Annotated in this window: 25 protein-coding genes; 8 read left to right on the plus strand and 17 right to left on the minus strand. The window is 39.7% G+C overall.

Going from position 1 to position 26,062, the window contains the following annotated elements:
* The first annotated feature begins 22 nt into the window (after window positions 1-22).
* A complete protein-coding gene (asnS, locus tag ND855_RS08075) occupies window positions 23-1,327 on the plus strand; it encodes an asparagine--tRNA ligase (RefSeq protein ID WP_265357926.1) in 1,305 nt (434 codons plus the stop codon).
* A gap of 59 nt (window positions 1,328-1,386) precedes the next feature.
* Window positions 1,387-2,190, plus strand: coding sequence for a hypothetical protein (locus ND855_RS08080; protein ID WP_265357927.1), 804 nt, complete (start codon window positions 1,387-1,389; stop codon window positions 2,188-2,190).
* Here ND855_RS08080 and ND855_RS08085 read toward each other — a convergent pair.
* The 6 genes from ND855_RS08085 to ND855_RS08110 all read right to left on the minus strand — a co-directional run bounded on the left by ND855_RS08085 (window position 2,153) and on the right by ND855_RS08110 (window position 9,184).
* Window positions 2,153-3,016, minus strand: coding sequence for a hypothetical protein (locus tag ND855_RS08085; protein ID WP_265357928.1), 864 nt, complete (start codon window positions 3,014-3,016; stop codon window positions 2,153-2,155). The two genes, ND855_RS08080 and ND855_RS08085, sit on opposite strands and share 38 nt — an antisense overlap.
* 5 nt (window positions 3,017-3,021) lie before the next feature.
* Window positions 3,022-5,007 (minus strand): ATP-dependent DNA helicase, encoded by a 1,986-nt coding sequence (locus tag ND855_RS08090; RefSeq protein ID WP_265357929.1) that lies wholly within the window; start codon window positions 5,005-5,007, stop codon window positions 3,022-3,024.
* Between the two features lie 116 nt (window positions 5,008-5,123).
* Window positions 5,124-6,710, minus strand: coding sequence for a sodium-dependent transporter (locus tag ND855_RS08095; RefSeq protein ID WP_265357930.1), 1,587 nt, complete (start codon window positions 6,708-6,710; stop codon window positions 5,124-5,126).
* A gap of 101 nt (window positions 6,711-6,811) precedes the next feature.
* A complete protein-coding gene (locus tag ND855_RS08100) occupies window positions 6,812-7,207 on the minus strand; it encodes a helix-turn-helix domain-containing protein (protein ID WP_015678327.1) in 396 nt (131 codons plus the stop codon).
* A gap of 101 nt (window positions 7,208-7,308) precedes the next feature.
* Window positions 7,309-8,826, minus strand: a complete 1,518-nt coding sequence (locus ND855_RS08105) for an LIC12015 family putative lipoprotein (RefSeq protein WP_265357931.1) — start codon at window positions 8,824-8,826, stop codon at window positions 7,309-7,311.
* 34 nt (window positions 8,827-8,860) lie between these two features.
* Window positions 8,861-9,184, minus strand: a complete 324-nt coding sequence (locus ND855_RS08110) for a hypothetical protein (RefSeq protein ID WP_265357932.1) — start codon at window positions 9,182-9,184, stop codon at window positions 8,861-8,863.
* Between the two features lie 74 nt (window positions 9,185-9,258).
* Between ND855_RS08110 and ND855_RS08115 the strand changes: the two genes are divergently transcribed.
* Window positions 9,259-9,615: an STAS domain-containing protein gene (locus tag ND855_RS08115; RefSeq protein ID WP_012388697.1), complete on the plus strand. Its 357-nt coding sequence runs from the start codon at window positions 9,259-9,261 to the stop codon at window positions 9,613-9,615.
* Window positions 9,616-9,621: 6 nt separating this feature from the next.
* Window positions 9,622-10,368 (plus strand): diacylglycerol/polyprenol kinase family protein, encoded by a 747-nt coding sequence (locus tag ND855_RS08120; RefSeq protein ID WP_265357933.1) that lies wholly within the window; start codon window positions 9,622-9,624, stop codon window positions 10,366-10,368.
* Between the two features lie 11 nt (window positions 10,369-10,379).
* Here ND855_RS08120 and ND855_RS08125 read toward each other — a convergent pair whose 3' ends face one another.
* From ND855_RS08125 to eno, 8 genes are read right to left on the minus strand one after another with little or no spacing between them, the layout of a single operon-like run.
* The gene (locus ND855_RS08125) at window positions 10,380-10,970 is read right to left on the minus strand and encodes a hypothetical protein (protein ID WP_265357934.1); all 591 of its coding nucleotides are present in this window, start codon (window positions 10,968-10,970) and stop codon (window positions 10,380-10,382) included.
* Window positions 10,945-11,478: a DUF4416 family protein gene (locus tag ND855_RS08130; RefSeq protein WP_265357935.1), complete on the minus strand. Its 534-nt coding sequence runs from the start codon at window positions 11,476-11,478 to the stop codon at window positions 10,945-10,947. Before ND855_RS08130 ends, ND855_RS08125 begins: the two co-directional genes overlap by 26 nt.
* A 2-nt stretch (window positions 11,479-11,480) precedes the next feature.
* Complete coding sequence (locus ND855_RS08135; RefSeq protein ID WP_265357936.1) at window positions 11,481-12,860, minus strand: TldD/PmbA family protein; 1,380 nt, start codon at window positions 12,858-12,860, stop codon at window positions 11,481-11,483.
* The gene (locus ND855_RS08140; RefSeq protein ID WP_265357937.1) at window positions 12,860-14,245 is read right to left on the minus strand and encodes a TldD/PmbA family protein; all 1,386 of its coding nucleotides are present in this window, start codon (window positions 14,243-14,245) and stop codon (window positions 12,860-12,862) included. Before ND855_RS08140 ends, ND855_RS08135 begins: the two co-directional genes overlap by 1 nt.
* A 40-nt stretch (window positions 14,246-14,285) precedes the next feature.
* On the minus strand, window positions 14,286-15,293 hold the full coding sequence (locus ND855_RS08145) for a YheT family hydrolase (RefSeq protein ID WP_265357938.1): 1,008 nt from the start codon (window positions 15,291-15,293) through the stop codon (window positions 14,286-14,288).
* A complete protein-coding gene (locus tag ND855_RS08150) occupies window positions 15,280-15,888 on the minus strand; it encodes a ClpP family protease (protein ID WP_100717015.1) in 609 nt (202 codons plus the stop codon). Before ND855_RS08150 ends, ND855_RS08145 begins: the two co-directional genes overlap by 14 nt.
* 1 nt (window position 15,889) lies before the next feature.
* Window positions 15,890-16,354 (minus strand): FtsB family cell division protein, encoded by a 465-nt coding sequence (locus ND855_RS08155; protein ID WP_265357939.1) that lies wholly within the window; start codon window positions 16,352-16,354, stop codon window positions 15,890-15,892.
* Between the two features lies 1 nt (window position 16,355).
* A complete protein-coding gene (eno, locus tag ND855_RS08160) occupies window positions 16,356-17,657 on the minus strand; it encodes a phosphopyruvate hydratase (RefSeq protein WP_108959100.1) in 1,302 nt (433 codons plus the stop codon).
* Window positions 17,658-17,779: 122 nt separating this feature from the next.
* Between eno and lepA the strand changes: the two genes are divergently transcribed.
* The 4 genes from lepA to ND855_RS08180 all read left to right on the plus strand — a co-directional run bounded on the left by lepA (window position 17,780) and on the right by ND855_RS08180 (window position 22,566).
* Window positions 17,780-19,585, plus strand: a complete 1,806-nt coding sequence (lepA, locus tag ND855_RS08165; protein ID WP_108959099.1) for a translation elongation factor 4 — start codon at window positions 17,780-17,782, stop codon at window positions 19,583-19,585.
* A gap of 114 nt (window positions 19,586-19,699) precedes the next feature.
* A complete protein-coding gene (locus tag ND855_RS08170) occupies window positions 19,700-20,734 on the plus strand; it encodes a 1-aminocyclopropane-1-carboxylate deaminase (protein WP_265357940.1) in 1,035 nt (344 codons plus the stop codon).
* On the plus strand, window positions 20,731-21,714 hold the full coding sequence (locus tag ND855_RS08175; protein WP_265357941.1) for a glycosyltransferase family 2 protein: 984 nt from the start codon (window positions 20,731-20,733) through the stop codon (window positions 21,712-21,714). Before ND855_RS08170 ends, ND855_RS08175 begins: the two co-directional genes overlap by 4 nt.
* Window positions 21,715-21,735: 21 nt before the next feature.
* Window positions 21,736-22,566 (plus strand): hypothetical protein, encoded by an 831-nt coding sequence (locus ND855_RS08180; RefSeq protein ID WP_265357942.1) that lies wholly within the window; start codon window positions 21,736-21,738, stop codon window positions 22,564-22,566.
* A 68-nt stretch (window positions 22,567-22,634) separates the two neighbouring features.
* Here ND855_RS08180 and ND855_RS08185 read toward each other — a convergent pair whose 3' ends face one another.
* From ND855_RS08185 to ND855_RS08195, 3 genes are read right to left on the minus strand one after another with little or no spacing between them, the layout of a single operon-like run.
* Complete coding sequence (locus ND855_RS08185; protein WP_265357943.1) at window positions 22,635-23,366, minus strand: succinate dehydrogenase/fumarate reductase iron-sulfur subunit; 732 nt, start codon at window positions 23,364-23,366, stop codon at window positions 22,635-22,637.
* Between the two features lie 8 nt (window positions 23,367-23,374).
* Entirely contained in the window at window positions 23,375-25,300 is a 1,926-nt protein-coding gene (locus tag ND855_RS08190; protein WP_265356119.1) for a fumarate reductase/succinate dehydrogenase flavoprotein subunit, read from the minus strand.
* An 18-nt stretch (window positions 25,301-25,318) separates the two neighbouring features.
* The gene (locus ND855_RS08195; protein ID WP_265357944.1) at window positions 25,319-26,008 is read right to left on the minus strand and encodes a succinate dehydrogenase cytochrome b subunit; all 690 of its coding nucleotides are present in this window, start codon (window positions 26,006-26,008) and stop codon (window positions 25,319-25,321) included.
* Window positions 26,009-26,062: the final 54 nt, after the last annotated feature.

Consider the following 26,062-nt stretch of genomic DNA (forward strand, 5'->3'; position numbering starts at 1 on the left):
TGGCAAACAGAAAAAACCATCCATGATTCCAAGTTTAGATCCAAATTCATCCCATCCTACCATGTCTGACGAATCCCTTCCTTTACAAGGTTGGGTACAAGGCCTTCGAGGCAATAACCACGTACAATTTTTACAACTCAGGACCAATGGAAAAATCCTACAAGTGGTCTGTGAAAAGGAATCCCTGGGGGAGGATCTCTTCAAACAAATCAAAAGTTTACCCCAAGAAACTTCGCTTATCGTCCATGGGAACTGGCAGGAGAATGAAAAAGCACCTGGTGGTCGAGAGCTCACTCTTTCCTCTTTTACTGTTGTAGGTGCATCTTCCGATTATCCTATCACTCCGAAAGATCATGGACCCGATTTTTTACATAACCATAGGCATTTGTGGTTACGATCCAAACGGCAACTTGCTATCCAAAGGGTCAGGTCTGAATTGTCATTTGCGATCCGCGAATTTTTCCGTAACGATGGCTATACGCTCATTGACACACCCATTTTGACTGGATCCATCGGTGAATCTGCAGGAACCTTATTTTCCACCGAATATTTCGATTTAGGCCAAGCGTATTTAGCACAAACAGGCCAATTGTATTTGGAAACCGCAGCGTTTGCTCACTCGAAAGTGTATTGTTTTGGTCCCACATTCCGTGCTGAAAAAAGTAAAACCAAACGCCACTTAACCGAATTTTGGATGTTGGAAGCAGAAACTGCCTTCCTTGGGCATCAAGGGAACCTGGACTTACAAGAGCGATTTGTAAAATCAGTATTAAAAACCACCATTGAACGCACAAAAGAAGATTTAAAGACTCTCGAACGAGACCCTCTGCCTCTCCTCCAAACCCTAGATAAACCTTTCCCCCGAGTGGAATATGGAGATGCCATCCAAATCCTAAAAGAGGCAGGAGAAAATATCGAATGGGGGGAAGACATCAATGCCGAAAGGGAACAAATCTTAACCACTCATTTTGGTACAGCCATCTTCATCCAAAATTTCCCAAGAGCCATCAAAGCTTTTTATATGAAACAAAACCCTAGTGACCCAAGGACAGTTCTCTCTGCTGACTTAATTGCACCAGACGGAATTGGTGAAATCATAGGGGGGTCAGAAAGGGAAGAGTCCTACGATAAAATTGTGGAACGGCTCAAAGAAGAAGGCCTACCACCGGAAGATTATTCCTGGTATTTGGACCTAAGGAAGTATGGATCGGTACCACACGCAGGTTTTGGGATGGGTCTAGAACGGGTGATTGCTTGGGTTTGTGGATTACCACATATCCGAGAGTGTATTCCTTTCCCTAGAATGATTTACCGATTAACACCATAATTTTTTTTAACGGAAAAAATGCCATAAGACCGATCCTTTTATAGAAAGAGAGGTACCTTATGGCACAACAAGCAACCCAAGTTTTAACTACATCAGTCGAAAAAGAAGCTTGGGATTTATATGAGGTAGGTTCCAACGAAGATGTTGTGGTGCTTGCAAAACGCCATCCTGACAATTTTTATGTGCAACATCTAAGTTATTTAGCACTTTACGAGCTCACTGGACGAGCAATGGTTCAGGCACCCAAAGGGATTTCCAATTTAGCACCTCTCGTAGATGCCATTCAAAATTTTGAATTGGGGAAAAATGGGGAAGCTTGTAAAAACTTAAATTTATACTTCCAAACACAAACCAATCCTCTTTGTTTTTCTATCATTCAAACTGCGATTAAAATTTACTTCCGAGCAGAAGCGTATGAAGATGCAAAAAGCATAATCGTTCGTTATAAAAAACAATGGAACGATTTATCCTTTATCAAAGAAGAATTAATTTGTAGTTATTACTTAAAACGATATGACGAAGTGATCAAAGTGTTTCGTGACAACATGAAACTCTTAAATGATTCAGATATTCATAAACTAGTTGGAATGGCATTACTCTTTTTGGACAGACACAAAGAAGCCAATCTCATCTTTGAAAACATTCCTAACAAACTAAACCTACCTAGTTTTGAAGAAAAAAGAAAGATGTATGATTCAGTTTATCGAAACATCACTGAATTAGAAAAAAAATCAGGTTCTCTAGCTCATAAAGACTTAGAGGATATGGGTTTTGCTTATTTGTTTAACGGTGAATATGGAAAAGCAGAAAAAATGTTTTTGTCTCTCACTGAGAAACTAAAATCAAAACTCTGCAACGTGTAATATTCTTTCGAGTTTCGGGGTGGCTCAGCAGTTTTGCCGCCTCGTCAGTGGGGATGATCAAATCAGTTTGGTTTTTCCCAGCTGTGGAAAGAGCGAGTACAAAATACGGATTTTTTCCCACCTTCATCTCATACGCTTTTCCATTTTGGTCTTCTCTATATACTATATAGCCAGTTTCAATTGCGTATGCATCTTTTACATACAAGGGTGAATACACATCTAACCCACGATCCGTTTGGATTTTTGGAAATAACGCTCGTTTGACTGCTAAATGCCTAGCATCCACAACAAGCCCAGAAAACTCCACAGGGATCATCTCTTCACTAAATTCAGGGACTTTTTCAGTTCCATATTCGATTGGAATGTGGGCGAGGATCCCATCTTTCCCTTTGATCGGGAGGCTTGCTTTTGCTTCCAAAACATTTTTGACAAATTGGAAATCATATTCTTCTTTTTCTGCACCAATGTAAGAATTGAGACGTAACCTAGCTTGTTGGTTCACTTGGGTATATTCAAAAATTGTATAGTCAGCGTTAAACAAAATAGATTCTAAACGTTGGCTCAGTCTCACTTTTAGTTTTTCTTTGGCTTTTTTACGAGCCATGGAATGTGCTTTGCCCTGGCTTGTTGCAGTATTTTTGCCAGAAAATTCTGGATCATCCTCATCAAAAACAATTTTGGGTATGGTTTCTTTGACATTTGAAACAATGATCTGGTCAGTCCAATTGACAACTGAGGCATAAATATCTTTATCCACAATTGGTTTCGAAAGAAGAGTGAGAGAGAAGATCACAAGAGAAATGAAGATTGTTACAATTCGTTTCATACAAATCACTTCGGCAATAAATGGAATTTTCTTTCCAATTCGTTAAATTCCGTTATGAGAGGAACTCCTTTCGGTAAACTTTGCAAGACGTTTTTTCCATATGATTTTGTATGAATCCTTGGATCGAGGATACTCACCATTCCCGTGTCGGATTGGGAACGGATGAGCCTTCCAAACCCCTGGCGGAGTAATAAACATGTTTTAGGAACTTGCATTTCCCAAAAGGGGCTTTTCCCTTTTTTTTCCATATCTTCCATTTTTGCCTGTAAAACTGGTTCTGTGGGTACTTGGAAAGGAAGTTTTGTGACAATTACATTCCTGAGTTTATCTCCTTTGATATCCACACCTTGCCAAAAACTCGACACCCCAAATAAAACACTATTCTGGTTGGCAAGAAACTCACGTTTGGCGGCGATTGGACCCATTTCCGTTTGGGCAAAAATGGGATAGGGAACTAAGTTTCGAATTTCCTCGTAAAGTTCCGAAAGGAGTTTATTGGAAGTAAATAGTACAAATGCATCTCCTTCCGAAAGTTTTAGCAATCGAGTGATCCAATACGATAAATCTGTTTTATTTCGTTTGGGATCTGAAACTGGATCTGCAATTTGTTTGGGAACAAATAAGAGGGAATGAGTATTATATTGAAATGGAGAACTTAGGGTTTTTGTTTTCACATCACTTGTTCCCACTTCTTTCAAAAAATACTGAAAATTACCAGCAGTAGGAGAAAGAGTTGCCGAGGTTAATACGACGGAATCCATATTGGGAAACAAAGTATTAGCAAGTATCTCATCAGTATTTTTAGGTTGGGAAAACAAATAGTAAAATGGATCTTTTGTCACTTGTGAAGGAGGTTCGATCCAAAACACTAAGTTTGGATTTGTTTTCAAACGGAAATCTGTAAGAAAGGAAGAAGCTTTTTTTAAATTTCCTGAAACCATCTCAAGGCCTAGAGCAAGTTCCTTTTCTTCCATATCATCACTATCTTTTTTGTATTTAGATAACAGGGATTCTAAACTTGAGGAAAGATCTGCCAATGTATCTTCCAAAGCACCATTATCAAGTTTGATTCGCTCCGTATGGCGAGTGGCAAATTGATTAAACTGTAAGGGAATCGCAGACAGTAACATACGAAAAAAATCATTCGCATAACCAATACTTGCTTCAACTTGTTTTATGATTTTTTCATTCGATTTAATTTTTAAGACAAGGCCTGTTCTTTTTTCTGGATAATATAAATAATGGAGGAGGTTTAGAATCAGTTCGTATCGAATTTCTGAACCAAATGCTTTTCCTACAATTTCAGGAAACACATGGGCTTCATCAATCACCAATTGGGAAAACGGAGGTAATAATTTAAAATCTCCAGCCAAGTGACTTGCGAGTAAATGGTGGTTTACAATTAAGATATTTGCTTTTTTCCATTTTTCTTTTTCTAAAAAATAATAGGAGGAACTAAAATTGGGACAATTTCTCCCCAAACAATTGTCAGACTCTCTTGCAACCGATGACCAGAAGGAATTCGATAAATACCCATCATATTCAGCTCGAATTCCACTTTCCGTTTGTTTCTCCCAATTGACGAAGTATGAAATTGACGATTCCATTTCTGGTCCAAAATCCCCACGATCCATCACTCGATTGTATTTACGTTTGCATAAATAATTATTGGAACCCAAAGCAACCATTGCATTGATCGGAACACCAAGTGCTTCAGAAACAAGAGGAATGTCTTTGTATAATAATTGGTCTTGTAAGGATTTTGTTTCGGTTGATACAACGACTGTACATTCATTTTCTAAGGAAAACAAAGCACTTGGGATGAGATACGCCAAAGATTTTCCAACACCCGTACCTGCTTCGATCACCCAATTGGTTCCTTGGTTGAAAGCAGACTCAATGGCTTCGGACATTTCCATCTGTTCTTTCCGAACTTCATAATCCTTCCATAGTTTTGGAAGTTGTTTTGTAAAAACCGAATTTACGTCCAAATGTTAATTCCTATTCCGAAACAAAAGTACGACACAAACAATCGTTAAACTTGTCACAGAAATTAAAGATACTGCCATGATCATCATCCCTTGCCAATTGAGCTCAACTGCAGTATTCATTTTGTGACCTTCTCATGTCTAGAATCGAGTGCTTTTGAAACCAATAAATAAATAAAACCATATATGAGTATCAGACCAATCACAACTGACCTTGCCACAATTGCTTTTGTTTTTGCATCCTCTACATTTTGACCTTTGTTTTCAGCGAGGAGACCCATGACCTCAGGATTCATCTTATCCAAATATTCAGGTAAGTTCATATAACAAAAGGAAACAAAGATAAAAAGTAAAAACCATGGGGTGATGTATTTCAGAACAAATTTGATGAGTTTGGGAAATGGAATGAGACTTCCTTCATTGGCATCCGCCTCTCCTCTGTCCACACCAATCTTAAAGACAAAGATGAAGATTTGAATGGATGCCAAAATATAAATCATAATGGTTCCAATATAAAAATCAGCAATATCCAATGCGGCAAAATCTTTATTGAAGTATACGATGGGTAAACACAATACAAAGGTAAAAAGGAAAAGGAGTAGGGAAGACTTGCGCCTTCCGATTCGGTATCCTTCTTCTAAAAATAAGATACCAGGTTGTAACATCGTAACCGAAGAAGTAATGGCTGCAAGGAAAAGGACTAAAAACCAAAGCCCTCCAAAAAAATTCCCTCCAGGCATCATCCCAAAAACAGATGGTAATGCAATAAATCCCATTCCAAAGGTACCAAAAGAAGTTGCCTGGATGCCTAAAAATAAAAATGCCACTGGAATTGTAATCATTCCACCAAACACAACTTCTGCGAACTCATTGAGCGAAGCAGAAGACAAACTCGATAAAACAACATCGTCTTTTTTCTTAAGAAAACTAGAGAATACAAGTGCAATCCCAAATCCAGTTGATAAGGAAAAGAAAATTTGCCCGGCAGCACTGATCCAAACTTTTGGTTCGGTAAGTTTAGACCAATCGGGATTCCACATCACTGCAAGTCCCTGTTCAATACCAGGGATTGTGAGAACTCTGACAAGGATGATCGTGGCGCAGATTCCCATGAGTGGCATTGCAATTTTTGCAAACGCCTCTAGGCCTTTTGAAAGGCCACGGTAAACGAGTAAAAAATTAAATAAGACACAGATCAAAAAGAAAATGAGGATGGGTGATTGGAAACTGGAACCATTTTCGCCAGCACCCGTCAGATTCATAAAAAAGGAAGAGGCTTCTTTTGTCATACCATCCCTTGTGGTTGCAGATAATGACATTTGGCCTGTTAAGAAATAATAAGCGTATGCTAAACACCAAGATTCGATGAATACATAATACACATAAATCATGACGGGAATCATGACTCCAATGGTACCTGAAAGTTTGAGAGGAAATCCTTTTAAGTATTCTCGAAAGATAAAAGGTGTACTATGGCCATGTTTTCCACCCATCCTTCCCATCGTCCATTCTGCCAAACAAACAGGGATCCCCAGTAACAGAAAACTGATGATGTATGGGACCATAAAGGCACCACCACCGTTTTGTGCTGCTTGCCCTGGGAAACGTAAAAAATTTCCTAGCCCTATGGCTCCACTGGCAACTGCTAAAATTAAACCGACTCGACTGGCCCAACCATCTTGGTGTTCCGCTTGTCTCTCTTTCATCAGGGACTATTGAATGGTTTAGGAATTATGTGACAAAATCTTTTTGGTTTGGTGGGAGAAAAAGCAAGGCTTTTGGAAGCCTTGCTTTGGTGATTTTCAATTTAGCCTAAAAAAAGCTCGTTTTTTTCCATTTTGAGAACTTTAGAAACCAGGTTCTTAAAATCTTCTGGTGGTTCTAAAAGTCCAAGTTCCACTTTTGACAGGAACGGAGTCGAAACTTTTAGTTTCTTTGCGAAATCATATTGTTTGATTCCTAACTCACGTCGGACTGCCCAAAGTTTGTTTTTCAATCCATTGGAAAACTCAGGGTAGATGTCTTCCACAGCGCTTTCGTTAAAGAGTTTATCAACGGACGTTTTGAGATACTTGGCACAAGATGACTTAAATTTTTCAGTCGGATCTTGGGCACCAGTCTCAATTTTGGAAAGATAACTCGGAGATACCCCCAGAGCCCTTGCCATATCGTACTGTTTAATGCCTCTCTTCTTTCGAAGCATGTAAATGTGATTGTTCATTTATCCCCCCTAACAGTCAAAATATGTCAAATATGGCAAAATTCAATAAAAAAATTTTGCCATATTCCAAAACTTGGTGGGAACTATAATGTAACTTCTTTTAGACGATCGTTTGCGATCACTAAATTATAAGTAGTTTTTAAACCAGAAACTTTTTGTTCAATGAACGAATTTCGTTGAGAACCTTCCATTTCTGATTTAATTCGTTCTCTTACTGCTGTATATGGCTTAGGAATTCGATTTTGTGGATTTTTAGGATCTTGGTCAGAATAAGCATATAACTTTCCAGCTTCATACGCATCACGCATTTGAGCTTCTGTTACCGTTACTGGGATGGCTTTGATCTCATCTTGTAGCGATTTTAATGCCAAACTCACTTTCATTTTATCCAATTGCATGAGGTAACCAATTTCGCTATCTACGTTTTGCACTCTTTTGGAAGTTTCAGCAATTTTTCCTTGGAGGATCGTAGATTGGAAAAGGTTCAGCATATCCCATGTTTTTGCTTTTTCCGTTTTGTATTCTTGTTTGAGTTGGGAAGGGATTGCATCAAAATCAGCAGTTAAATCTTTCCAAGTATAACTTTTTCCCTCTTTGTTCGAGTATAGGCTGTATTCTGGAGTGAATACTTTAGGATCCACATCATCTGGACCAGTAAACCGTGGAAGGTTTGCGACAGTGATACCACTTTCTTCTGTGATTTTTTTAAGTTCTTTTTGGTATAAACCTTGCTCATACTCTTTCATTGTATGGGATGCAAATTGGTTGGCTTTATCAGCAGATTCACCTTCTGTAAAGTAGGCAATACTTGCTTTGGTTTCTGCATCTTCATGGGTTTTACCATATTCGATTGCTTCTTCTTTGAAAGCATCAAATACTGATGTAAAGTACTTACGAAGTCTTTCTGGGTGTACTTTTTCTGTTCCAAGAGAACGTACTACATAAGCAATTCTTCCTTCACCTTGTTTTGCGTATGCGATGAATTTACCTTGTTTTACACCTCTAACTTCACTTAAAATGTCTTCGAGTGGAGTCTCTGCACAATTGGTACAAAATGGTTCTAATTTTCCACCGATTGGTTTTCTAGTCATATCATCAGTAACTTTTGCGATTTCGATGGCAACTTCTTTGTCTGACAGAGTGTTCAAACGATTGGCAAGATCTTGGGCTTTTTTCAAATTTTCTGCTTCATCTTCGCCACGTACTAAAGCAAGTTGTAAATTGATAAATTCTAATGGTTTCGATTTTAATCCATTTTTAACATACTCACGCATATATACATTGAGCTTTAAAAAATCTTTTACTAAGGATTCAATTTTAGTCACATCTGCTTCAGAAACTTTATTTGCTTTGATTGCATCTTTTAGTAAAATTTTTTCCAAAGCGATACTTTCTAATATTTTGGCTTGGATGTCAGCACTAATGGGTTGTGGTTCCGTGTTTCCACGTTTTGAAGCTTCAATTACAAAATTCATCTCTCTTCGAGTTACAGTCCCACCATCGAACGTAGCTAGGATTTCAGAATCCTTAGCACAATTGATCAGGGGCAGGAGAATTAAACCGAGTAACATCACTCGATGTATTAGTTTGTTTCGAATCATTGGGGTTCCTTGTCTTTTACAGTCTTTAAATAAATTAATATTTGCGAACAGGTCGGTCTGGTTTTTTCGGTTCAGGGGGAAGGACAGCACTGATTTCTTTTTTAGTGATTTCTGTAACGCGAGTGTCAGTTGTTTTTGCCTTTAAGGAATGGACCGATGTTCCTTGTTTTTCAATATTTAGGCCTAAAATCTCTGCCTTTTGGTCTTCTAATTTCGACATTTCCGATAAAAATGTTTCTTTTAAGATAGGAGAATATTCTCTGTCAGTAGCAAGCCTGTCTGTGAGTTTTTTTAATTCCACAACATCACGGTCGAGTTCTTCCAGTTTTTTGTAGAGATGAGCAACAGTTACCTTCAAAACACACTTCCTTCCAAAACTTTTATTTACTTGCAATAGAGTGCAAGAATGAAATAAGAAAATTAGAAAAATTTATGAGTTTAGACGATTTAGTAGTTTCCACTGAAAAAATTGATACCGTTTATGTAACCAAATTACAGGGAAATCTAAACAACTTCACAGCGGAAAAGTGCATCAAATCAGTCACCAATTCCTTAAAACATGGGTCAGTCATTCTCGATTTAGAGGAATTGAACATGGTCACAACCCAAGGCATTATAGCCTTCAAAACATTAAATGAAGAAGCATTTTTACAAAAACACAAAATCATTCTCATCAACCTTCCGTTAAGCGTAAGACAAGCATTTCTGATGGCAGGTGTTCGCAATTTATTCCCCATCGCAAATAATGAAGAAGCTGCATTCAAAATGGCTTCAAGACCCAGTAGGTAAAATACAATGAGTTCAGGATTTAATTTTTTTCGCAAAATTTGGCATGTATTGGGACTCATCATTCCCGTTACTTTATATTTGGATCCATTCCGTGATGCCTTTGGACTTGTTTATGCCACTCGAGCCATCCTTGTAACTTCGCTTGGAATTTTCCTGTTAGCACTTTTTTTATTGGAATTGTTTCGTTTGAGCCATAGCGGATTTGAAGCCTTTTTTTATCAGTATTTTGGATTTCTTATGAAGGAATCTGAAAGGAAACGATTCAATGGAACAGTTCCTTATTTTCTTGCCAACCTAATCGTTGTTTGCTTTTTTCCAGCGGAAATAGCAATCCTTGCAATTCTATTTTTAGTCATTGGAGATCCATTTGCTGCTTATGTGGGTAGTAAATATGGCAAACATCGTTTTTACAATGGAAAATCCATTGAAGGTGTATTTGGATTTTTGATTCCTGCATTTATCTTTTCAGTTTTTGTTTTGTATCTCATTACAAAATCTCATCCTGAAAGTTTTATCTCTTTGTATGACCACCATGGATTTACTTGGACTCCCATCGTGATCGTTTTTGTATCAGTTCTTCTATCTTGTGTTACAGAGTTTTTTTCCAACACAACAGCCAAAGGATTAGTTGATGACAACCTACTCATTCCGGTAGTAGGTGCGATTTCCCTATCCGTATTATCGTTATTGTATTTAGATTATACACCAATGGATTTTTTCTTTGATCCAAATGGATTGTACATTCAGAAATAAAAGGTAAGATGTTATGGTTTCCAGCGGAGTTGGATGGTTCTTACTTTAGAAATTGGTTCTTTGCCAGGAACTTCCACAATATAAGTCAAAACAATAGGACCTAAGGCTTCGATTTGGAATGGATTTTTGGCGATCCCAATATGGCGAAACTCTTCTTTTAACAGAGCACCTAAATAATGAAAGGACACCACGGTTTTTGGTTGGAAAGAATTCCCTTCCATTCTTTCTTTTGCATTGCCATAAACTAAATAAGCATTGTATTCACTACGAAACTCTTCTGACGTTTTACCATTCCATGGTGAATCTAAAACCATTCGAAACCCTGGTGTTTCTCTGGCTGTAAAATAGAGAAAATTGCCAAAATCTTCATACGTTGGATTTTCTTTTTTGAATTTAGTTTGATCCAAAAAAACGATATCGTTTTCTGTTTTTGGTTCTATACATTTCAATTCATCATTAAAATTATCGCAAAACTGAAATCCCTTGTCTTCTGACAAAATGCATTGGGATAAAAACAAAATAGATAGAATCAGAACAGAGAAAAAATGTGATTTGTTCCAAATCGAATTTGTTTGGTTAAGATTTAAATTTATTAAACTCATACGATTCCCTAAGAGTATTAAAAAAATAAACTACCTCTTTTTCTTTGAAATAATTCTGAGTAGAAGGTAGGGGTTGTAATATCCCTCTAGAAAAATGATACACTGTTTCCGCATAAACTCCTTGGAATAAATACATACGGTGGAAATCATCTTTAGACTTCGCAATCACAATGTTATGTGAAGTAACATATCCAGGAACCAATAAAGTACTTAAATCTTTTTTTTGTAGGAGGGTTTGGAATTCCAAACAGTCTTTTTTTTTCTCAACAATTTCTTCTCTATGGATCCGTTGTTTGAAAGACAAAACTTTTGTAAAACGACCAGGGTAAGCGAACTCTCGTTCCGATTCATCGGGAATCCATCTTGGCAATACTAATGACTCATAGAGAATTTTAGAAAAACGTTTTTCGCTTAAATTTTTTAATTCAAACAGGGTATCTTCATTCTCGTAAGATACGATGAGAAAAAATGATGCACCAGCAGGTCTTTCTAAAATCTCTTGAGGCATGTTTAGTTTTCCATCACACCTGTAATTGTAAATCCATCGAGTAACATATAAGGAACAAATGAGGATTCGCCAATGAGTTCTCCTTCTTTTGCAATCGCTTCAATTTGATTTAAAGCATCAAATGCATTTCCTACAATTTGAACTTCGCGTACGGGAATTTTTTCACCTCCCTCTAAGAGGTAACCACCTTTGACAACACCAGAAAAATCTCCCGATGCTCCATCTTTTGTGCCTGAGATTCGATTCACAAAAAGTGTTTTGCCTGGCAGTTTAAAAAACTCATCTTTGTTTGCATTTCCTGGAGCGATTTGTAATTGTTTTGGTCCACACCCAGGGAGGCTTTGGGCACCACCGGTCGCACATCCATTGGAAATCGAAAGATTGGCTTTTTTAGCTTCATATGTATTATAAAAATAAGACTCGAGAACTCCTTCTGTTAAAACTTTTTTGAAAGTGGTTGGCATTCCTTCTCTGTCAAAACCAGTCGATCCCATAAAACCTTTGTTTGTTGGGTCATCCCAAATGGAAAGTAACGAAGAAGCAACTTTTTCGCCCATTTTTCCAGCCATTTTTGATTTCCCTTTTCGTAAACTAGTCCCATTCAAGGAACCAATAAATAGCCCTAGGAAAAAAGAATACACGGCATCTGGAGGGAGTAAAACTTTACCTTGGAACCCAGTTGTAGGTTTTGCATACAAGGCTCCCATACATTTATCTCCGAAATTATGGAATGCTTTTTTCCAAAGTGACTGGAATTGGTCTTTAGTAAAACCACTTGCAGAATCATAGTCAAAACTTCCAACGAGATCTCCATCCACACCCATCCCCATAACAGATGCAGAAAGTTCTGCCCCAAGTTCATGGGCCATCACACCCTTAGAAGATACAATTAACTTATAACCTTTGCTAAGCGAAAAATCACCAGAATCAATATTGATTTTATCATACAAATCACTTCGCCAACCAAGTGCTTCTTTTGCATAGGAAACGAGGTCTTCTATTCCCATTGTATCAAGGGAACTATCATAGGAATCAAATTGGTTTGTGAGTGGTCGTGGTTCTGGTAAAACTAAATCAGGATCAGGAGTGGACTGGCTTTTTGCCAATTGATAGGCTTCTTCGATCGATGTATACAAACTAGGGATGTGATTGGAAATGAGAAACCCTTGGTTTCCTTCGTGGATCACACGGATCCCAAACATATTTTCTTCCGTTGCTGTACAGTTATTAAGATCGTTTTTTTCTAAACTCACATCCTCTGAATACCCATAACTGGAATAAATCTCTACTTGTTCGATTCCATTGGATTTAGCTTTCGAAATTAAATTGGTAAGTAAATCTTTTTGGTCGTTTAAACGTTTTTCTATCGCACCACGATCCATTATTTACCACCTAATAAAACTTTTGTGCGAACATAAGGTCCACCGGCATCCACTTTTGCTGGTTGTCCTTTCCCGCAGTGGCCCGATCCCAAATCCCATTTAAATTCTTTGGAAACCATGTCCACATTTTGCAAAACATCAAAGGCAAGACCCGAAACAGTTACCCCTTTTAATAAACTCGTGATTTTTCCGTTTTGGATTCGATATGCTTTTTGTACGGCAAACATAAACTCACCAGTCGCATCTGCTTGGCCGTTTTTAGCTCCATCTAGGTAATACCCATCTTTGGTGTTTGCAATCATCTCTTCTAAACTAGAATCTCCAGGGAGTAAAAATGTATTCCGCATACGAATGAGAGGAACATCTCCATATTCCCAAGCTCTTGCCGAACCAGTTGGTGACACACCAAAACGTTCTGCAGTTTCACGGTTATGAAGATAGGAGGAAAGAATTCCATTTTTGATTATGACAGTATTGGTTGGAATCACACCTTCATCATCCACAGGGATGGTTCCACCAGCTCCTTCATAAAATTCTGAGGAACCAGAATCACATAACGTCACTAAGTCGGATCCAACTCGGTGCCCAATTTTCCCTTGGGCAACAGAACCTGAGAGAACAAAATCAGCCTCTACGGTGTGTCCAATTGCTTCATGGACAAGTAGTCCCACAATGGAAGGACTCAGGATAACAGTGGATAAACCGCCAAGTGGGAGTTCACTGGAAAGTAAATCCACAGCGGTTTTACAGGCTTCTTCCGAAATTTGAGAAGGGGATTGGCTTCGAAACAAACAATCCCAACCACCAGTGACACCGATCGAATGAGAACCTGATTCCAATTTTCCATCTTCTTTGGCAACAGCAGACACACGAAACTCTGGTCTTACCAAACTAAAAAAACTATCTGCTCCATCTGTAGTGACAATGGATTTTTCTTCATAAATTTCAGAATACCCACAACCAACTGACTGCAGTTTGGTGGAATTTCGCGTCGCTTCGTTTTGGATATCCAGGACCATTTTTAATTTTTCTTCCACAGAACGAGAACGAAAGTCTTCAATCCCTTTTCCAATAAAGTCGCCAACTGCAAAATTAGCCTTTGGTAAATTTGGGATTTTATCTTTGCGAAGGGCAGAGGACAGCCTAGCTGCTTTTTTTGCGATTTGGATCGCGTTTTGGATAGCGGCTTTTGTGACTTCACTTGTAGAAGCAAATCCCCAAGTTCCTGATTCTAATACTCGAACTCCAACGCCAGTGCGTTTCCGTAAAGCAGTGGATTCCACACGCCCTCGTTCTGCAAAAAAGGAACGACTTTCTTTGTGGTGGTAACGTAACTCAACAAACCCAGATTCTTCCGATAAACATTCTTTTAAAAGGTCACGCATCACAAACCATCCTACGTTCTATTGTATTTCATTAATGAGATTAGATTTTGGAATCAAAAAAATCGAGAAGTATCTTGGGTAACCAGCGACCTTCTGGATTATCAGGAGATGGATCGCTGATAAAACCCACATGCCCACCTTTTTCCGTTAGTACTGTCTGTAACATCGGAAAGGACTTCCAACGAATTTCATGCCATACTTCGGAAGGTACAACGGGATCATCATCCGCATGGACAATGAGTCCAGGGAGTTTGATCCCCGGTAAATATTTTAAACTGGAACAAATATTGTAATATTCCAAAACATTCGTATAACCAGAGATTGGTGCCGTAAAAAAATCATCAAAATCAAAAAACGACTTACTACGAAGGACCTGTTCCTTCTGTTTTTCAGTCAAATCATAGATCCCTGCGGAGACCTTTTCCTTCATTGTCTCCAAAAAATGGTCTCTGTAAAAATTCCCAGCACGAGAATCAATAAAATCACAACTCCGTTTTAAATCCAAGGGAGGGGAAGTTGCCGTAAAGGCTTTCGCATAATGTTCCCTCTTTTCTCCAAAAAACTTTAAGACCATATTGGCGGATAAGGAAAACCCTGAAACCAAAATGGATCTCGAAAAATGTTTATATATGTATTTCAATACTGCTTCGATATCTTCCGACTGACCAGCATTATATGGCTTTCTTGCAAGGCCTAAACCTCTACCACAATTCCGAAGGTTCATACGAATCACCCCATAACCTCGGTTAAGAGCTTCCTTTCCCACACTTACCATATAATGGGATTCGGAACTTCCTTCCATACCATGTACGAGCATGATGTAGGATCCATTCCAAGCAGAAGCGTGTTTTCGGATTTGGGAAAGAGGGGGGTTGTGTTCAAGCCAAAGTATATCCCCAGACCCATCGTTTGTGGGAATGAGGATACTTTCTGAATAATACTCATCCTCCAGTGCATTGTCTGGAGGAAACAGTACATTGTAGACAGTTTGAAGGTGACGACCTTCTAAAAATCTTCTAGGTTTAAACTCTTTGTTAGACGACGTCAATTGTGTTTACGATCTTATCAACGATGCCATAAGCAAGTGCTTGTTCTGCATCCATATAATAATCGCGATCAGTGTCTTCCACCAATTGTTCGTAGGATTTTCCACAAGCTTCCGCTAACATCTGATTGAGTTTTTCTTTGGTTTTGACTATGTCCTGTGCATGGATGAGTAAATCCGTTGCAGGAGCTTGGATTTGCCCACCAATCGATGGTTGGTGGATCATCACACGACCATTAGGCCATATGTAACGATTTCCTTTTTTGCCACCAATGAGGAGAATGGATCCCATTGAAGCTGCCATACCCATACAAACTGTGTGTACGGGAGAGGAAATCATTTGCATCGTGTCATACACGACAAGTCCTGAGGTGACAACACCACCAGGGCTATTGATATAAAATGTAATTGGTTTTCCAGGATCAACCATCTCTAAATACATGAGTTTGGCTGTTAGTTCCTTGGAGGATTCGTCAGTGACAGGACCCCAGAGAAAGATTTTCCGTTTTTCCAGGAACTTCTTTCCCATGTTTTTGTCGCTAATGAGGTCTTGGATGGTTTCGGTGATTTCTTTTTCTGGTGTTTCTTCTTCTGGCATATTAGTTCAGTCTTTTCTGGTTAGACGTATGAGGCAAGCGTTTCAGCTTGTAGTACACACCTAGAATCAGGAAAACACTAAAAGAAATAAAAAAGAATCGTAACAAAAAGAGAGGTGGTTCTTTCCATTCGCCACCTAAACCCGCTTCACGGATGGAAGTAGGAAGAGCCTTTGGTTTCGCACCAGTTTTCTCTGGAAATTCTTCAAATTTTAGCACATGTGCTGTTTCTGAAAGTAAGTAGTACTTTCGGGCTTCTTGTTCCAAGGCATAGGCATCATTTTTGAGTAACCTTTCCTTTTCTTCAAGCCCTTGGTTTTCAACCACAAGCCTCTCCACCTCTGCATTGAGATTCGTGAGTTCTTTTTCTAAACGCATACGTTCCGCAACCCCCGACTCGGACAAAAGTCCGAGGTAGAGACAAGCACAAACATAGGTTAAGAGAAGAGAGGCTTTGGTTGCTGTCATTTTATCTTAGGTTGTAAAACGTACCTACTCCGCTGTATGTTGCATTTTTCCCGAGTTCTTCTTCGATACGAAGGAGTTCGTTGTACTTTGCAATTCTGTCCGTTCTGCTTAAGGAACCCGTTTTGATCTGACCTGAGTTGGTCGCCACGGCAATATGGGATATCGTTGCATCTTCGGTTTCTCCCGATCTATGAGACACAACAGCAGTGTATTGGGCTTTTTTTGCCATTTCGATCGCACTGAGAGTTTCTGTGAGAGTTCCAATTTGGTTCACTTTGATGAGAATGGAGTTACCAATCCCTTTTTCGATCCCTTTTGAGAGTTTTGTGATATTGGTTACGAACAAATCATCCCCCACAAGTTGGATCTTTTTCCCCAGTTTTTCGGAAAGTTTTTTCCAGCCTGTCCAATCGTTTTCATCCAGACCGTCTTCCATGGTAATGATCGGATACTTGGACACTAAATTTGAGTAGTATTCTACGAGTTCTTCGGCAGTCTTCTCTGGTTTTTTTTCGGCTTTGAGAACATACTTTTTCTTTTTCTCATCATAAAACTCAGAAGCAGCACAATCGAGACCAATTTTGATATCGAGGTCTGGTTTGTACCCGGCTTTTTCAATCGCAGTGAGGATCACTTCGATGGCTTCGCTGTTGCTAGTCAGGTTCGGAGCAAATCCACCTTCATCACCAACTGCAGTGTTGAGTCCTTTGCCTTTTAACACTGTTTTTAGGCTATGGAACACTTCCGCACCCATACGAAGTGCCTCACGAAAGTTAGGAGCGGATACGGGAAGGATCATAAATTCTTGGAAGTCGATGTTGTTGTCTGCATGGGCTCCACCATTGATGATGTTCATCATAGGTACGGGAAGTTCACGAGCGAATGTTCCGCCGATATAACGGTAAAGAGGAAGACCAGAATGTGCTGCCGCCGCTTTTGCGACTGCCATTGACACACCTAAGATTGCATTGGCACCTAACTTCGATTTATTGGAAGTTCCATCGAGAGAGATCATCGTTCCATCAACGAGGAGTTGGTTTGTCGCAGAGAGACCAAGAATGGATTTTGAAATTTTAGAATTAACGTTATCGACTGCTTTTAATACTCCTTTTCCAGAGTATCTTTTTTTGTCACCGTCACGAAGTTCTACAGCTTCGTGTTCACCAGTGGATGCCCCAGAGGGAACCGCCGCACGACCAAACGAACCGTCTTCCAAAGTGACATCCACTTCAACGGTTGGATTTCCTCTGGAATCCATAATTTCACGGGCTTTGACGGAACGTATGCTATCTTTTTGGGACATCGGGAATTGTTTCTCCTAAGGGATAATTTCCTTCCAGTCTTAGGAATTTTAAGCCTCTGACAATAAACTTTTTCGACAAAGAGCCTCGTTCCAGGAAAATGACTTAAAAAGAAGAGGGAACCGTGAACGAACGCCAAAAATTCACCCGCAATTTTTCCATCATCGCCCATGTCGACCATGGAAAGTCCACTCTGGCGGATCGTTTGCTTGAGATTGGTCTTGTCACGGACCAACGTACGAAAAAAGACCAAATCCTCGATTCCATGGACATCGAAAGGGAACGTGGGATCACGATCAAAGCAAACAATGCTTCTTTCGACTACCATGCTAAAGACGGAAACGTCTACCATCTGAATTTAATTGATACTCCGGGCCACGTCGACTTTACGTACGAAGTGTCACGTTCTCTTGCTGCTTGCGAAGGGGTTCTCCTCATTGTAGATGCAAGCCAAGGAGTCGAAGCCCAAACACTTGCGAACCTATACCTTGCGATGGACCTAGACCTTCGCATCATCCCTGTCATCAATAAAATTGATCTTCCTTCTGCAGACATTGATAAATGCAAACTCATGATCGAAGAGTCACTTGGCTTGAACCCAGAAGAGGCAATTCCGATTTCAGCAAAAACGGGCCTAAATGTCCAGGAAGTACTCGAAGCCATTTGTTACCTACTTCCACCACCGGTTGGGGATGTGGATGCTCCACTGAAAGCACTCATTTACGATTCTTTTTTTGATACCTATATGGGTGTTGTCGCCAAAGTTCGGTTATATGATGGAAAACTTCGTAAAGGAGAGATGATCCACATGATGAACATTGGTCGCCAGTTTACAGTGACGGAAGTGGGGATCAATAGGCTTTCCATGGTGGCTTGCGAAGAACTCCAAGCAGGGGATGTAGGGTATGTCGTCGCCGGTATGAAAAAAATGGGAGATGCGAAAACGGGAGATACCATCACTCATGCTAATCGCCAAACCGCAGAAGACGTAAAAGGGTTTAAGGACGCAAAACCAATGGTTTTTGCGGGACTATTTCCCATCAATGGGGAAGACTTTGATGCACTTGTAGATGCGATCGAAAAACTAAAGTTAAATGACTCTGCTCTTACCTTTGAAAGGGAAAATTCTGCAGCCCTAGGATTTGGTTTCCGTGTAGGGTATCTTGGACTCCTTCATATGGAGATCGTACAAGAACGTTTGGAAAGGGAATTTAACCTTGCCCTCATCACAACGGCACCATCGGTAAAATTTCGCATCACAACAACCAAAGACGATGTGATTGAAGTGGACAACCCAAGTAAATGGCCAGACCCCATTCTCATTGGAAAATCAGAAGAACCTTTTGTCAAAGCGACAATCATTGCCCCAGAATCCTATGTAGGAAATATCATGTCCCTCGTGATCGAAAAACGTGGGATCCACATGGATACTGTGTATTTATCCAAAGACAAATTGCAGTTAACCTACGAACTTCCCTTAGCGGAATTGATCTTCGAATTTTATGACAAGTTAAAATCCTACACTAAAGGTTATGCCTCACTTGATTATGAAGAAGTGGGTTACCGTGATTCAAAACTTGTACGAATGGACATCCTTGTGAATGGGGAACCAGTGGATGCACTATCTTCCATTGTGCATAAATCCAAGGCAGAAGAAAGAGGCAGGGTCATCATTGAAAAACTAAAAGACCTCATCCCTCGCCACCAATTTATGATTCCACTCCAAGCGGCGATTGGGTCAAAAGTAGTAGCTCGTGAAAGTATCTCTGCTCTTCGTAAAAACGTAACCGCAAAATGTTACGGTGGTGATATTTCTCGTAAGAAAAAACTCCTCGAAAAACAAAAAGAAGGGAAGAAGAGAATGAAACAAATTGGAAATGTGGAAATCCCACAAGAAGCCTTTTTATCCATTCTCAAAACAGGAGACTAAACGTTCCATTGTGCCTATATCGTTTTAAGGCACAGTCTGAGTTTTTGATTCCTTCCAAAGAAAGAACTTGTAAAACTTTTTTTTATCGCCTAACGAACCTTTTTTGATTTTTATATGGAAGTAGAGTACCATTCAAAATTGATGTTTCCCCATGGTTATCCAGATCTTCCGATTCGAATGACCAAACTCGCCGATTTTACAATGATCCGCGATGACCTACTTCCTTTTGGGTTTGGGACTAAATGGCGAAAGGTTTTTGGCATTATCAGTGATGCCAAAAAAAAGGGAACTAAACGGATTCTCCTTTGGGGTACGATTCATGGAAATTACCTTGCAAGTTTTACTTCTATCTTGAGATTCTCTGGTTTTTTTGTCGAAACCATCACTTACACAAAAAATCCAAATCTAAAAACTTACAACGAACGTTTGGTGAGAAATCATTCTCACAGGTTCCAATGTTATGCGAATCGCTCCCTTGCCTTGGAGGCATTTAATGTAAGGAGTCAAACCTTCGATGGAATTTCTTTACCCGAATTTGGAGTCCATCCAGGCCAAATTCTTGGTCTCTCCCGATTTTGGCAGGATCTGGAGGAAGATATCCTGTTGGACCTTGGTGAAAGAAATAAAACAAACTCATCACAAACAACAAAAGCCATCCTGCAGATGGAAATCGGATCTGGAGTGAGTTTTTTATCTGCTTATGATCATTTTCACGAATCTTCCATTTATGTCCAAGCTGTGTTGGTTGGTGAATCCAAAACAACATGGTTAGACAAAACAAGTGAATTACAAACAAAACTTGGATTAAAACAAATCCCCATCTGTGATGGGAATCTGATTGAAATCGCAGGTAATGATCCTTCGATACCTGAAACCACCTATGGATTAAACGAAAACTCGAAACGACAAAGGAAACAAACAATTCGGTTTGGGAAACAAAATCCTTTTTTAGAAAATTGGATCGTGGAGTATTACCAAAAAAACCAAGTCCTATTGGAACCCATTTATAGTGCGAAATCCGTTCACCACATCCTAACAAAGGAAAAACGATCAAACGAAGTTGATCCGAAACTTCCTTTGTATTACCTCCACCAAGGAGGACAAATCCAACACTTAGATTTAGTACATTCGCGGCAGAAACCATCATGAGCACAAAAACTCCACTCATATCAATCGTATTACCGACGCATAACAGACAACATCTGGTAGAACGTGCCATCCAATCTGTTTTAGCTCAAACATACCCCCATTGGGAACTCCATATCATCGATGATGGTTCAACGGACAATACTTGGTCCTTTCTTTTGGCGAATCTTCCCAGTTGGAAACGAAACATCCAATCCTTTGGTCGCTACAGTAAGTCGATCCAAATCCACCAAACAGAACATAGGGGAGTGAGCCATGCACGTAATTTTGGGATTGGGAAATCGGTGGGAGAGTGGATCTCGTTGTTAGATTCTGATGACGAGTGGTATCCAGAAAAACTAACCAAACAAATCCAATTCCATAATGAGCATCCAGAAATTCTGTTTTCCCAAACCAAGGAAGTGTGGAATAAAAAGGGAAATCTCCTCGAACCAAAGGGAAAATACCAAAAACTTTCGGGTCATTTTTTAAAAGAATCCTTAGAAATTTGTATGGTCACTTGTTCCAGTTTTATGGCTCATCAAAAAACTTGGGAGATGGTGGGAACCTTTCGAGAGGAGATGAAAATCTGTGAGGACTATGATTTATGGAATCGAATCCTCCTAAAACAATTCAAAATTGGCCTATTAGAAGAAAACCTTCTCGTTCGGTATGGTGGCCACGAAGACCAACTTTCCAATCAGTTCCAAGCCATCGAACGATTTCGGCTGTATTCTTTGTTATCCATAAGAAACGAACAAATCTCAAATGGGGAATCCATCCAAGACGAAAAACATCTTTCGGAGGAGGATCAAAGTTTTCAGAGAAATTCACGAAGTTTACTCAGAGACGCAATCTTGGAACGAATGGAAACCTTGGTCCAAGGAAGGAAAAAACGAGGGAAAGAGGTGCAATTTTTAACCCATTTCCAATCACTCTTTTCGAAGGACGAACCCATTCCAAAAAAGGATTTGTTGACTTTGTTAGATGACTCCTTATTCTAATCGATACGAATTGAGGCCTCTATGAAACAACGTCTGGTATTATTAGTTATTTTTTTCACCTTCACGCTGATTGTTCCGATCCATTCCGAATCAAATCCTCCTTATGACATTCGGTTTCGGGTATCAGTCAATAATGTTCCTTTTCCTACTGAAACGAATCCATATTACCTAAGTCATATATTGGAAATGCGAATTTTCCGACATTTGAAGTTGGATTTTTCACCAAGTGAAATTGAATCCATGGTGGATTTTATGATCACTCATGCTTCCAAAGAACACCCGAATCAAATTTATTTACCTGGGTTTGAGAAAGATGCAGATCTCATCATTGGATTTCGTTATATCGAAAAAGAGGGAGATTTACTCTTCCTTGTTGTTACCAATTTTAATGTAGAGACGAATAAGATTGATACGAGTGATTTCCAAAAACAATTGGCGACCATTTGTCAGGTTAAATCCAATCGCTTTGTATATTTTGAGGATTTATATTCGGTTAAAAAGGAAACTGAATACAAGGAAGAGGGAAAACTACTTAGTTTAGCAAATTTGTATTTAATGGACGAAGATCCAAATAACGACCAACTGGTTGAACCTTTACTCGATAAAATCCTGAAAGATGAAACAATACATCCGTTAGAAAAATTTTATGCATTTTTAACAAAAGGACAACAGGCATTGATCCAACGAAATTTTGTGGTAGCTGAAGACATCAAAACAAAGTCATCAACATATCTCACTTCTCTCAAAGGAGAAGACAAAGAACGTGCAGAATATATCCTTAAATTGTTTTCGAAAGAATTGGAAACGATGAAAGTATTCCAAAAAACAAATAACAAACTCTTCAAGGTGTAAATTTTGGCATAAAAAAACCCGGAGATTGATTTCCGGGTTTTTTCTTTCAAGAGAACAATTCCAGTGGTTTAGCTGGAAATGTATTCTCTGTTCAGACGTGTGATAAAATTAACCGAAATTTCTTTCGGGCATGCAGCCTCACACTCGTATTGGTTTGTACAATTTCCAAATCCTTCTTTGTCCATTGCACTTACCATTTTACGAACTCTTTCTTTTTTCTCCACAACACCTTGTGGTAAAAGAGCTAGGTGAGAAACCTTTGCCGAAACAAATAACATTGCCGATGCATTTTTACAAGCAGCAACACAAGCACCGCATCCGATACAAGTAGCCGCGTCCATCGCAAGGTCCGCATCCACTTTTGGAATCGGAAGTGCGTTTCCGTCTGGAGCTCCACCTGTGTTTACATTCACATAACCACCCGCTTGGATGATACGATCAAAAGCAGATCTGTCCACAACTAAGTCTTTTGTCACAGGGAAAGCTTTTGCACGCCAAGGTTCTATCACAACAGTATCACCATCTTTGAACTTACGCATGTGCAATTGGCAAGTGGTGGTTCCTTTTTCTGGACCATGAGGAACACCGTTGATCACCATAGAACAAGACCCACAAATTCCTTCGCGACAGTCATGGTCGAAAGCAATAGGGTCTTCTCCTTTTTTGATGAGGCCGTCGTTCACAACATCAAGCATTTCCAAAAAAGACATATGTTCATTTACGTTGTTTGCCTCGTAACTGACCATACGACCTTTGTCGTTTTTGTCTTTTTGTCTCCAAACTTTAAGGTGTAACTTCATTGAATCCATTATTTGTAGCTCCTTACGGCTAAGTGGATGTTTTCGTATTCGAGTTTTTCTCGGTGTTCTACTGGAGTTTTTCCTTCTCCTTGGTATTCCCAAGCCGATACGTGGCAGAATTTATCATCGTTACGTTTTGCTTCGCCATCTTCCGTTTGGTGTTCTTCGCGGAAGTGACCACCACAAGATTCTTCTCTAGTGAGTGCATCAAGACACATCAATTCACCAAATTCTAAGAAGTCAGCAACACGACCTGCTTTTTCTAACTCTTGGTTGAGTTCCGAACCAGAACCTGCAACTTTTACATTTTTCCAGAATTCCTCACGGAGTTCAGGGATTTTTTTCAAAGCATCTTTTAGGCCTTTTTCGTTTCTTGCCATACCACATTGGTCCCACATGATCTTTCCAAGTGCTCTATGGAAATCATCTGGTGTTTTATTACCATTGATAGAGAGGAATTTGTTTGTCATTTCACGAACACGAGCTTCCGCTTCTTTGAATTCAGGGCGGTCTGTGGAAATGTTTTTGGCTCCTTCTTTGGCAAAATAATCACCAATTGTATAAGGAATCACAAAGTATCCATCGGCAAGACCTTGCATCAGAGCGGATGCTCCTAAACGGTTCGCACCATGGTCAGAGAAGTTTGCTTCTCCAAGAACATGAAGGCCAGGGATATTGGACATGAGGTTATAATCCACCCAAAGGCCACCCATCGTGTAGTGAACCGCAGGGTAAATTCGCATTGGCACTTTGTATGGGTTCTCTCCCGTGATGCGCTCATACATTTGGAAGAGGTTGTCGTAACGGTCAGCAACGACATTTTCTCCCAATCGTTTGATGGAATCAGAAAAATCCAAATACACACCAAGGCGTTTGTCCCCAACTTTTGGGCCTACACCAAGACCATTGTCACACGCTTCTTTTGCAGAACGCGATGAAATATCACGAGGAGCAAGGTTACCGTAAGAAGGGTATTTTCTTTCTAGGTAATAATCTCTTTCTTCCTCTGGGATTTCGTGAGGAGGGCGAAGGTCATCCTTTTTCTTTGGAACCCAAACACGTCCGTCATTTCGAAGGGATTCCGACATCAGAGTGAGCTTCGATTGGTAGTCTCCCGATTGTGGGATACAAGTTGGGTGGATTTGAGTGTAACAAGGGTTTGCAAACGCTGCCCCTTTTTTATATGCACGGTAAGTTGCTGTTACGTTGGAACCTTTTGCATTGGTAGAAAGGTAAAAAACGTTTCCGTAACCACCGGAAGCCAAAATCACCGCATCCCCAGCATGAGAAGAAATTTCACCCGTTACTAAATCACGAACGACAATCCCTTTGGCATGGCCATCAACAAGCACTAACTCTAACATCTCTGTTCTTGCGTACATTTTCACCGCACCACGAGAGATTTGTTTTTCTAGAGCAGAGTAAGCACCAAGGAGTAACTGTTGGCCAGTTTGGCCTTTTGCATAAAACGTACGAGAAACTTGGGCTCCACCAAACGAACGGTTGGAGAGAGTTCCACCATATTCACGGGCAAACGGAACACCTTGTGCCACACATTGGTCAATGATGTTTGTAGATACTTGTGCCAAACGATATACGTTAGCTTCTCTAGCACGGAAGTCCCCACCTTTTACAGTGTCATAAAACAATCTGTAAACAGAGTCACCGTCGTTTTGGTAGTTCTTTGCAGCATTGATTCCACCTTGTGCCGCAATGGAGTGAGCTCGTCTTGGGCTATCTTGGAAACAAAATACGGATACTTGGTAACCAAGTTCGGAAAGAGTTGCTGCAGCGGATGCACCAGCAAGACCTGTTCCTACAATAATTACTTTGTATTTACGTTTGTTAGCTGGATTGACTAATTTAATATCTTGTTTGTGTTTGTCCCATTTTTGTTCTAATGGGCCTGATGGTATTTTTGAATCTAATTTCATATTCTCTCCTAAAACCCCTTAGCGAACATACCCGAGTAAAATCGAGAGTGGCATGGAACAATTTCCAACAAAAACGAGGAGCCCAAGTCCTGTGGATATTTTTTGAATTGTGGGATTGTGTTTTGGGGCAAGAATCCCAAGTGTTTGTAACATGGAACCCAATGCATGGGAAAAATGTAACGCAAGGAAAACCATAAAAACAATATAACTAATTGCAATTGTTGGGTCTTGGAAACCAAGGATTACCATTGCATACACATCATGCACTACATCACCATTCTTTAGAATGTATTCGTGAGTGTAGTGCTCAGGGTTGGTATAACCCAATGTAAAGTGAGCTAAATGGTAAACAAGAAAGGTTAAAAGTAATAATCCACTGTAAGCCATCGTACGAGATGCGAACGATGCCTGGATGGTTGTATTCTTTGCGTAAGAGACGGGTCTCGCAGAACTGTTTTCAAACTTCAGGAGAATGGCAGTGCATACGTGTCCAAAAAAAGCCACGATGAGTCCAATCCGTGCTACCCAAAGAAGGGGTCCTAAATCTTTGAGAAACTTTGCGTAGGTGTTTAATTTTTCTGGTCCTTGGAAAACTTGAAGGTTTCCGACCATGTGAAGGATCACGAATCCAAACCAGATAAATCCGGTAATGGCCATTATGATCTTCTTTCCAATTGAGGATCGAAAGAAGTCTAGACTCAACGTCATTGAAGAGCTCCTGTTAGAGTATAGGTGTAAATTTTTCTATTACGTCCAGATTTA

The organism is Leptospira paudalimensis, assembly GCF_026151345.1.
GTDB lineage: Bacteria > Spirochaetota > Leptospiria > Leptospirales > Leptospiraceae > Leptospira_A > Leptospira_A paudalimensis.

What these genes read in the sequence shown, in the direction of transcription:
- ND855_RS08125 (WP_265357934.1), bottom strand. Translation starts at nt 10,970, where the DNA reads ATGAGTTTAATAAATTTAAATCTTAACCAAACAAATTCGATTTGGAAC.
- ND855_RS08115 (WP_012388697.1), top strand. Translation starts at nt 9,259, where the DNA reads ATGAGTTTAGACGATTTAGTAGTTTCCACTGAAAAAATTGATACCGTT.
- ND855_RS08100 (WP_015678327.1), bottom strand. Translation starts at nt 7,207, where the DNA reads ATGCTTCGAAAGAAGAGAGGCATTAAACAGTACGATATGGCAAGGGCT.
- ND855_RS08150 (WP_100717015.1), bottom strand. Translation starts at nt 15,888, where the DNA reads ATGCCAGAAGAAGAAACACCAGAAAAAGAAATCACCGAAACCATCCAA.
- ND855_RS08080 (WP_265357927.1), top strand. Translation starts at nt 1,387, where the DNA reads ATGGCACAACAAGCAACCCAAGTTTTAACTACATCAGTCGAAAAAGAA.
- asnS (WP_265357926.1), top strand. Translation starts at nt 23, where the DNA reads ATGATTCCAAGTTTAGATCCAAATTCATCCCATCCTACCATGTCTGAC.
- ND855_RS08185 (WP_265357943.1), bottom strand. Translation starts at nt 23,366, where the DNA reads ATGAAGTTACACCTTAAAGTTTGGAGACAAAAAGACAAAAACGACAAA.
- ND855_RS08130 (WP_265357935.1), bottom strand. Translation starts at nt 11,478, where the DNA reads ATGCCTCAAGAGATTTTAGAAAGACCTGCTGGTGCATCATTTTTTCTC.
- ND855_RS08140 (WP_265357937.1), bottom strand. Translation starts at nt 14,245, where the DNA reads ATGCGTGACCTTTTAAAAGAATGTTTATCGGAAGAATCTGGGTTTGTT.
- ND855_RS08105 (WP_265357931.1), bottom strand. Translation starts at nt 8,826, where the DNA reads ATGATTCGAAACAAACTAATACATCGAGTGATGTTACTCGGTTTAATT.
- eno (WP_108959100.1), bottom strand. Translation starts at nt 17,657, where the DNA reads ATGTCCCAAAAAGATAGCATACGTTCCGTCAAAGCCCGTGAAATTATG.
- ND855_RS08155 (WP_265357939.1), bottom strand. Translation starts at nt 16,354, where the DNA reads ATGACAGCAACCAAAGCCTCTCTTCTCTTAACCTATGTTTGTGCTTGT.
- ND855_RS08175 (WP_265357941.1), top strand. Translation starts at nt 20,731, where the DNA reads ATGAGCACAAAAACTCCACTCATATCAATCGTATTACCGACGCATAAC.
- ND855_RS08085 (WP_265357928.1), bottom strand. Translation starts at nt 3,016, where the DNA reads ATGAAACGAATTGTAACAATCTTCATTTCTCTTGTGATCTTCTCTCTC.
- ND855_RS08120 (WP_265357933.1), top strand. Translation starts at nt 9,622, where the DNA reads ATGAGTTCAGGATTTAATTTTTTTCGCAAAATTTGGCATGTATTGGGA.
- ND855_RS08170 (WP_265357940.1), top strand. Translation starts at nt 19,700, where the DNA reads ATGGAAGTAGAGTACCATTCAAAATTGATGTTTCCCCATGGTTATCCA.
- ND855_RS08195 (WP_265357944.1), bottom strand. Translation starts at nt 26,008, where the DNA reads ATGACGTTGAGTCTAGACTTCTTTCGATCCTCAATTGGAAAGAAGATC.
- ND855_RS08190 (WP_265356119.1), bottom strand. Translation starts at nt 25,300, where the DNA reads ATGAAATTAGATTCAAAAATACCATCAGGCCCATTAGAACAAAAATGG.
- ND855_RS08095 (WP_265357930.1), bottom strand. Translation starts at nt 6,710, where the DNA reads ATGAAAGAGAGACAAGCGGAACACCAAGATGGTTGGGCCAGTCGAGTC.
- ND855_RS08180 (WP_265357942.1), top strand. Translation starts at nt 21,736, where the DNA reads ATGAAACAACGTCTGGTATTATTAGTTATTTTTTTCACCTTCACGCTG.
- ND855_RS08135 (WP_265357936.1), bottom strand. Translation starts at nt 12,860, where the DNA reads ATGGATCGTGGTGCGATAGAAAAACGTTTAAACGACCAAAAAGATTTA.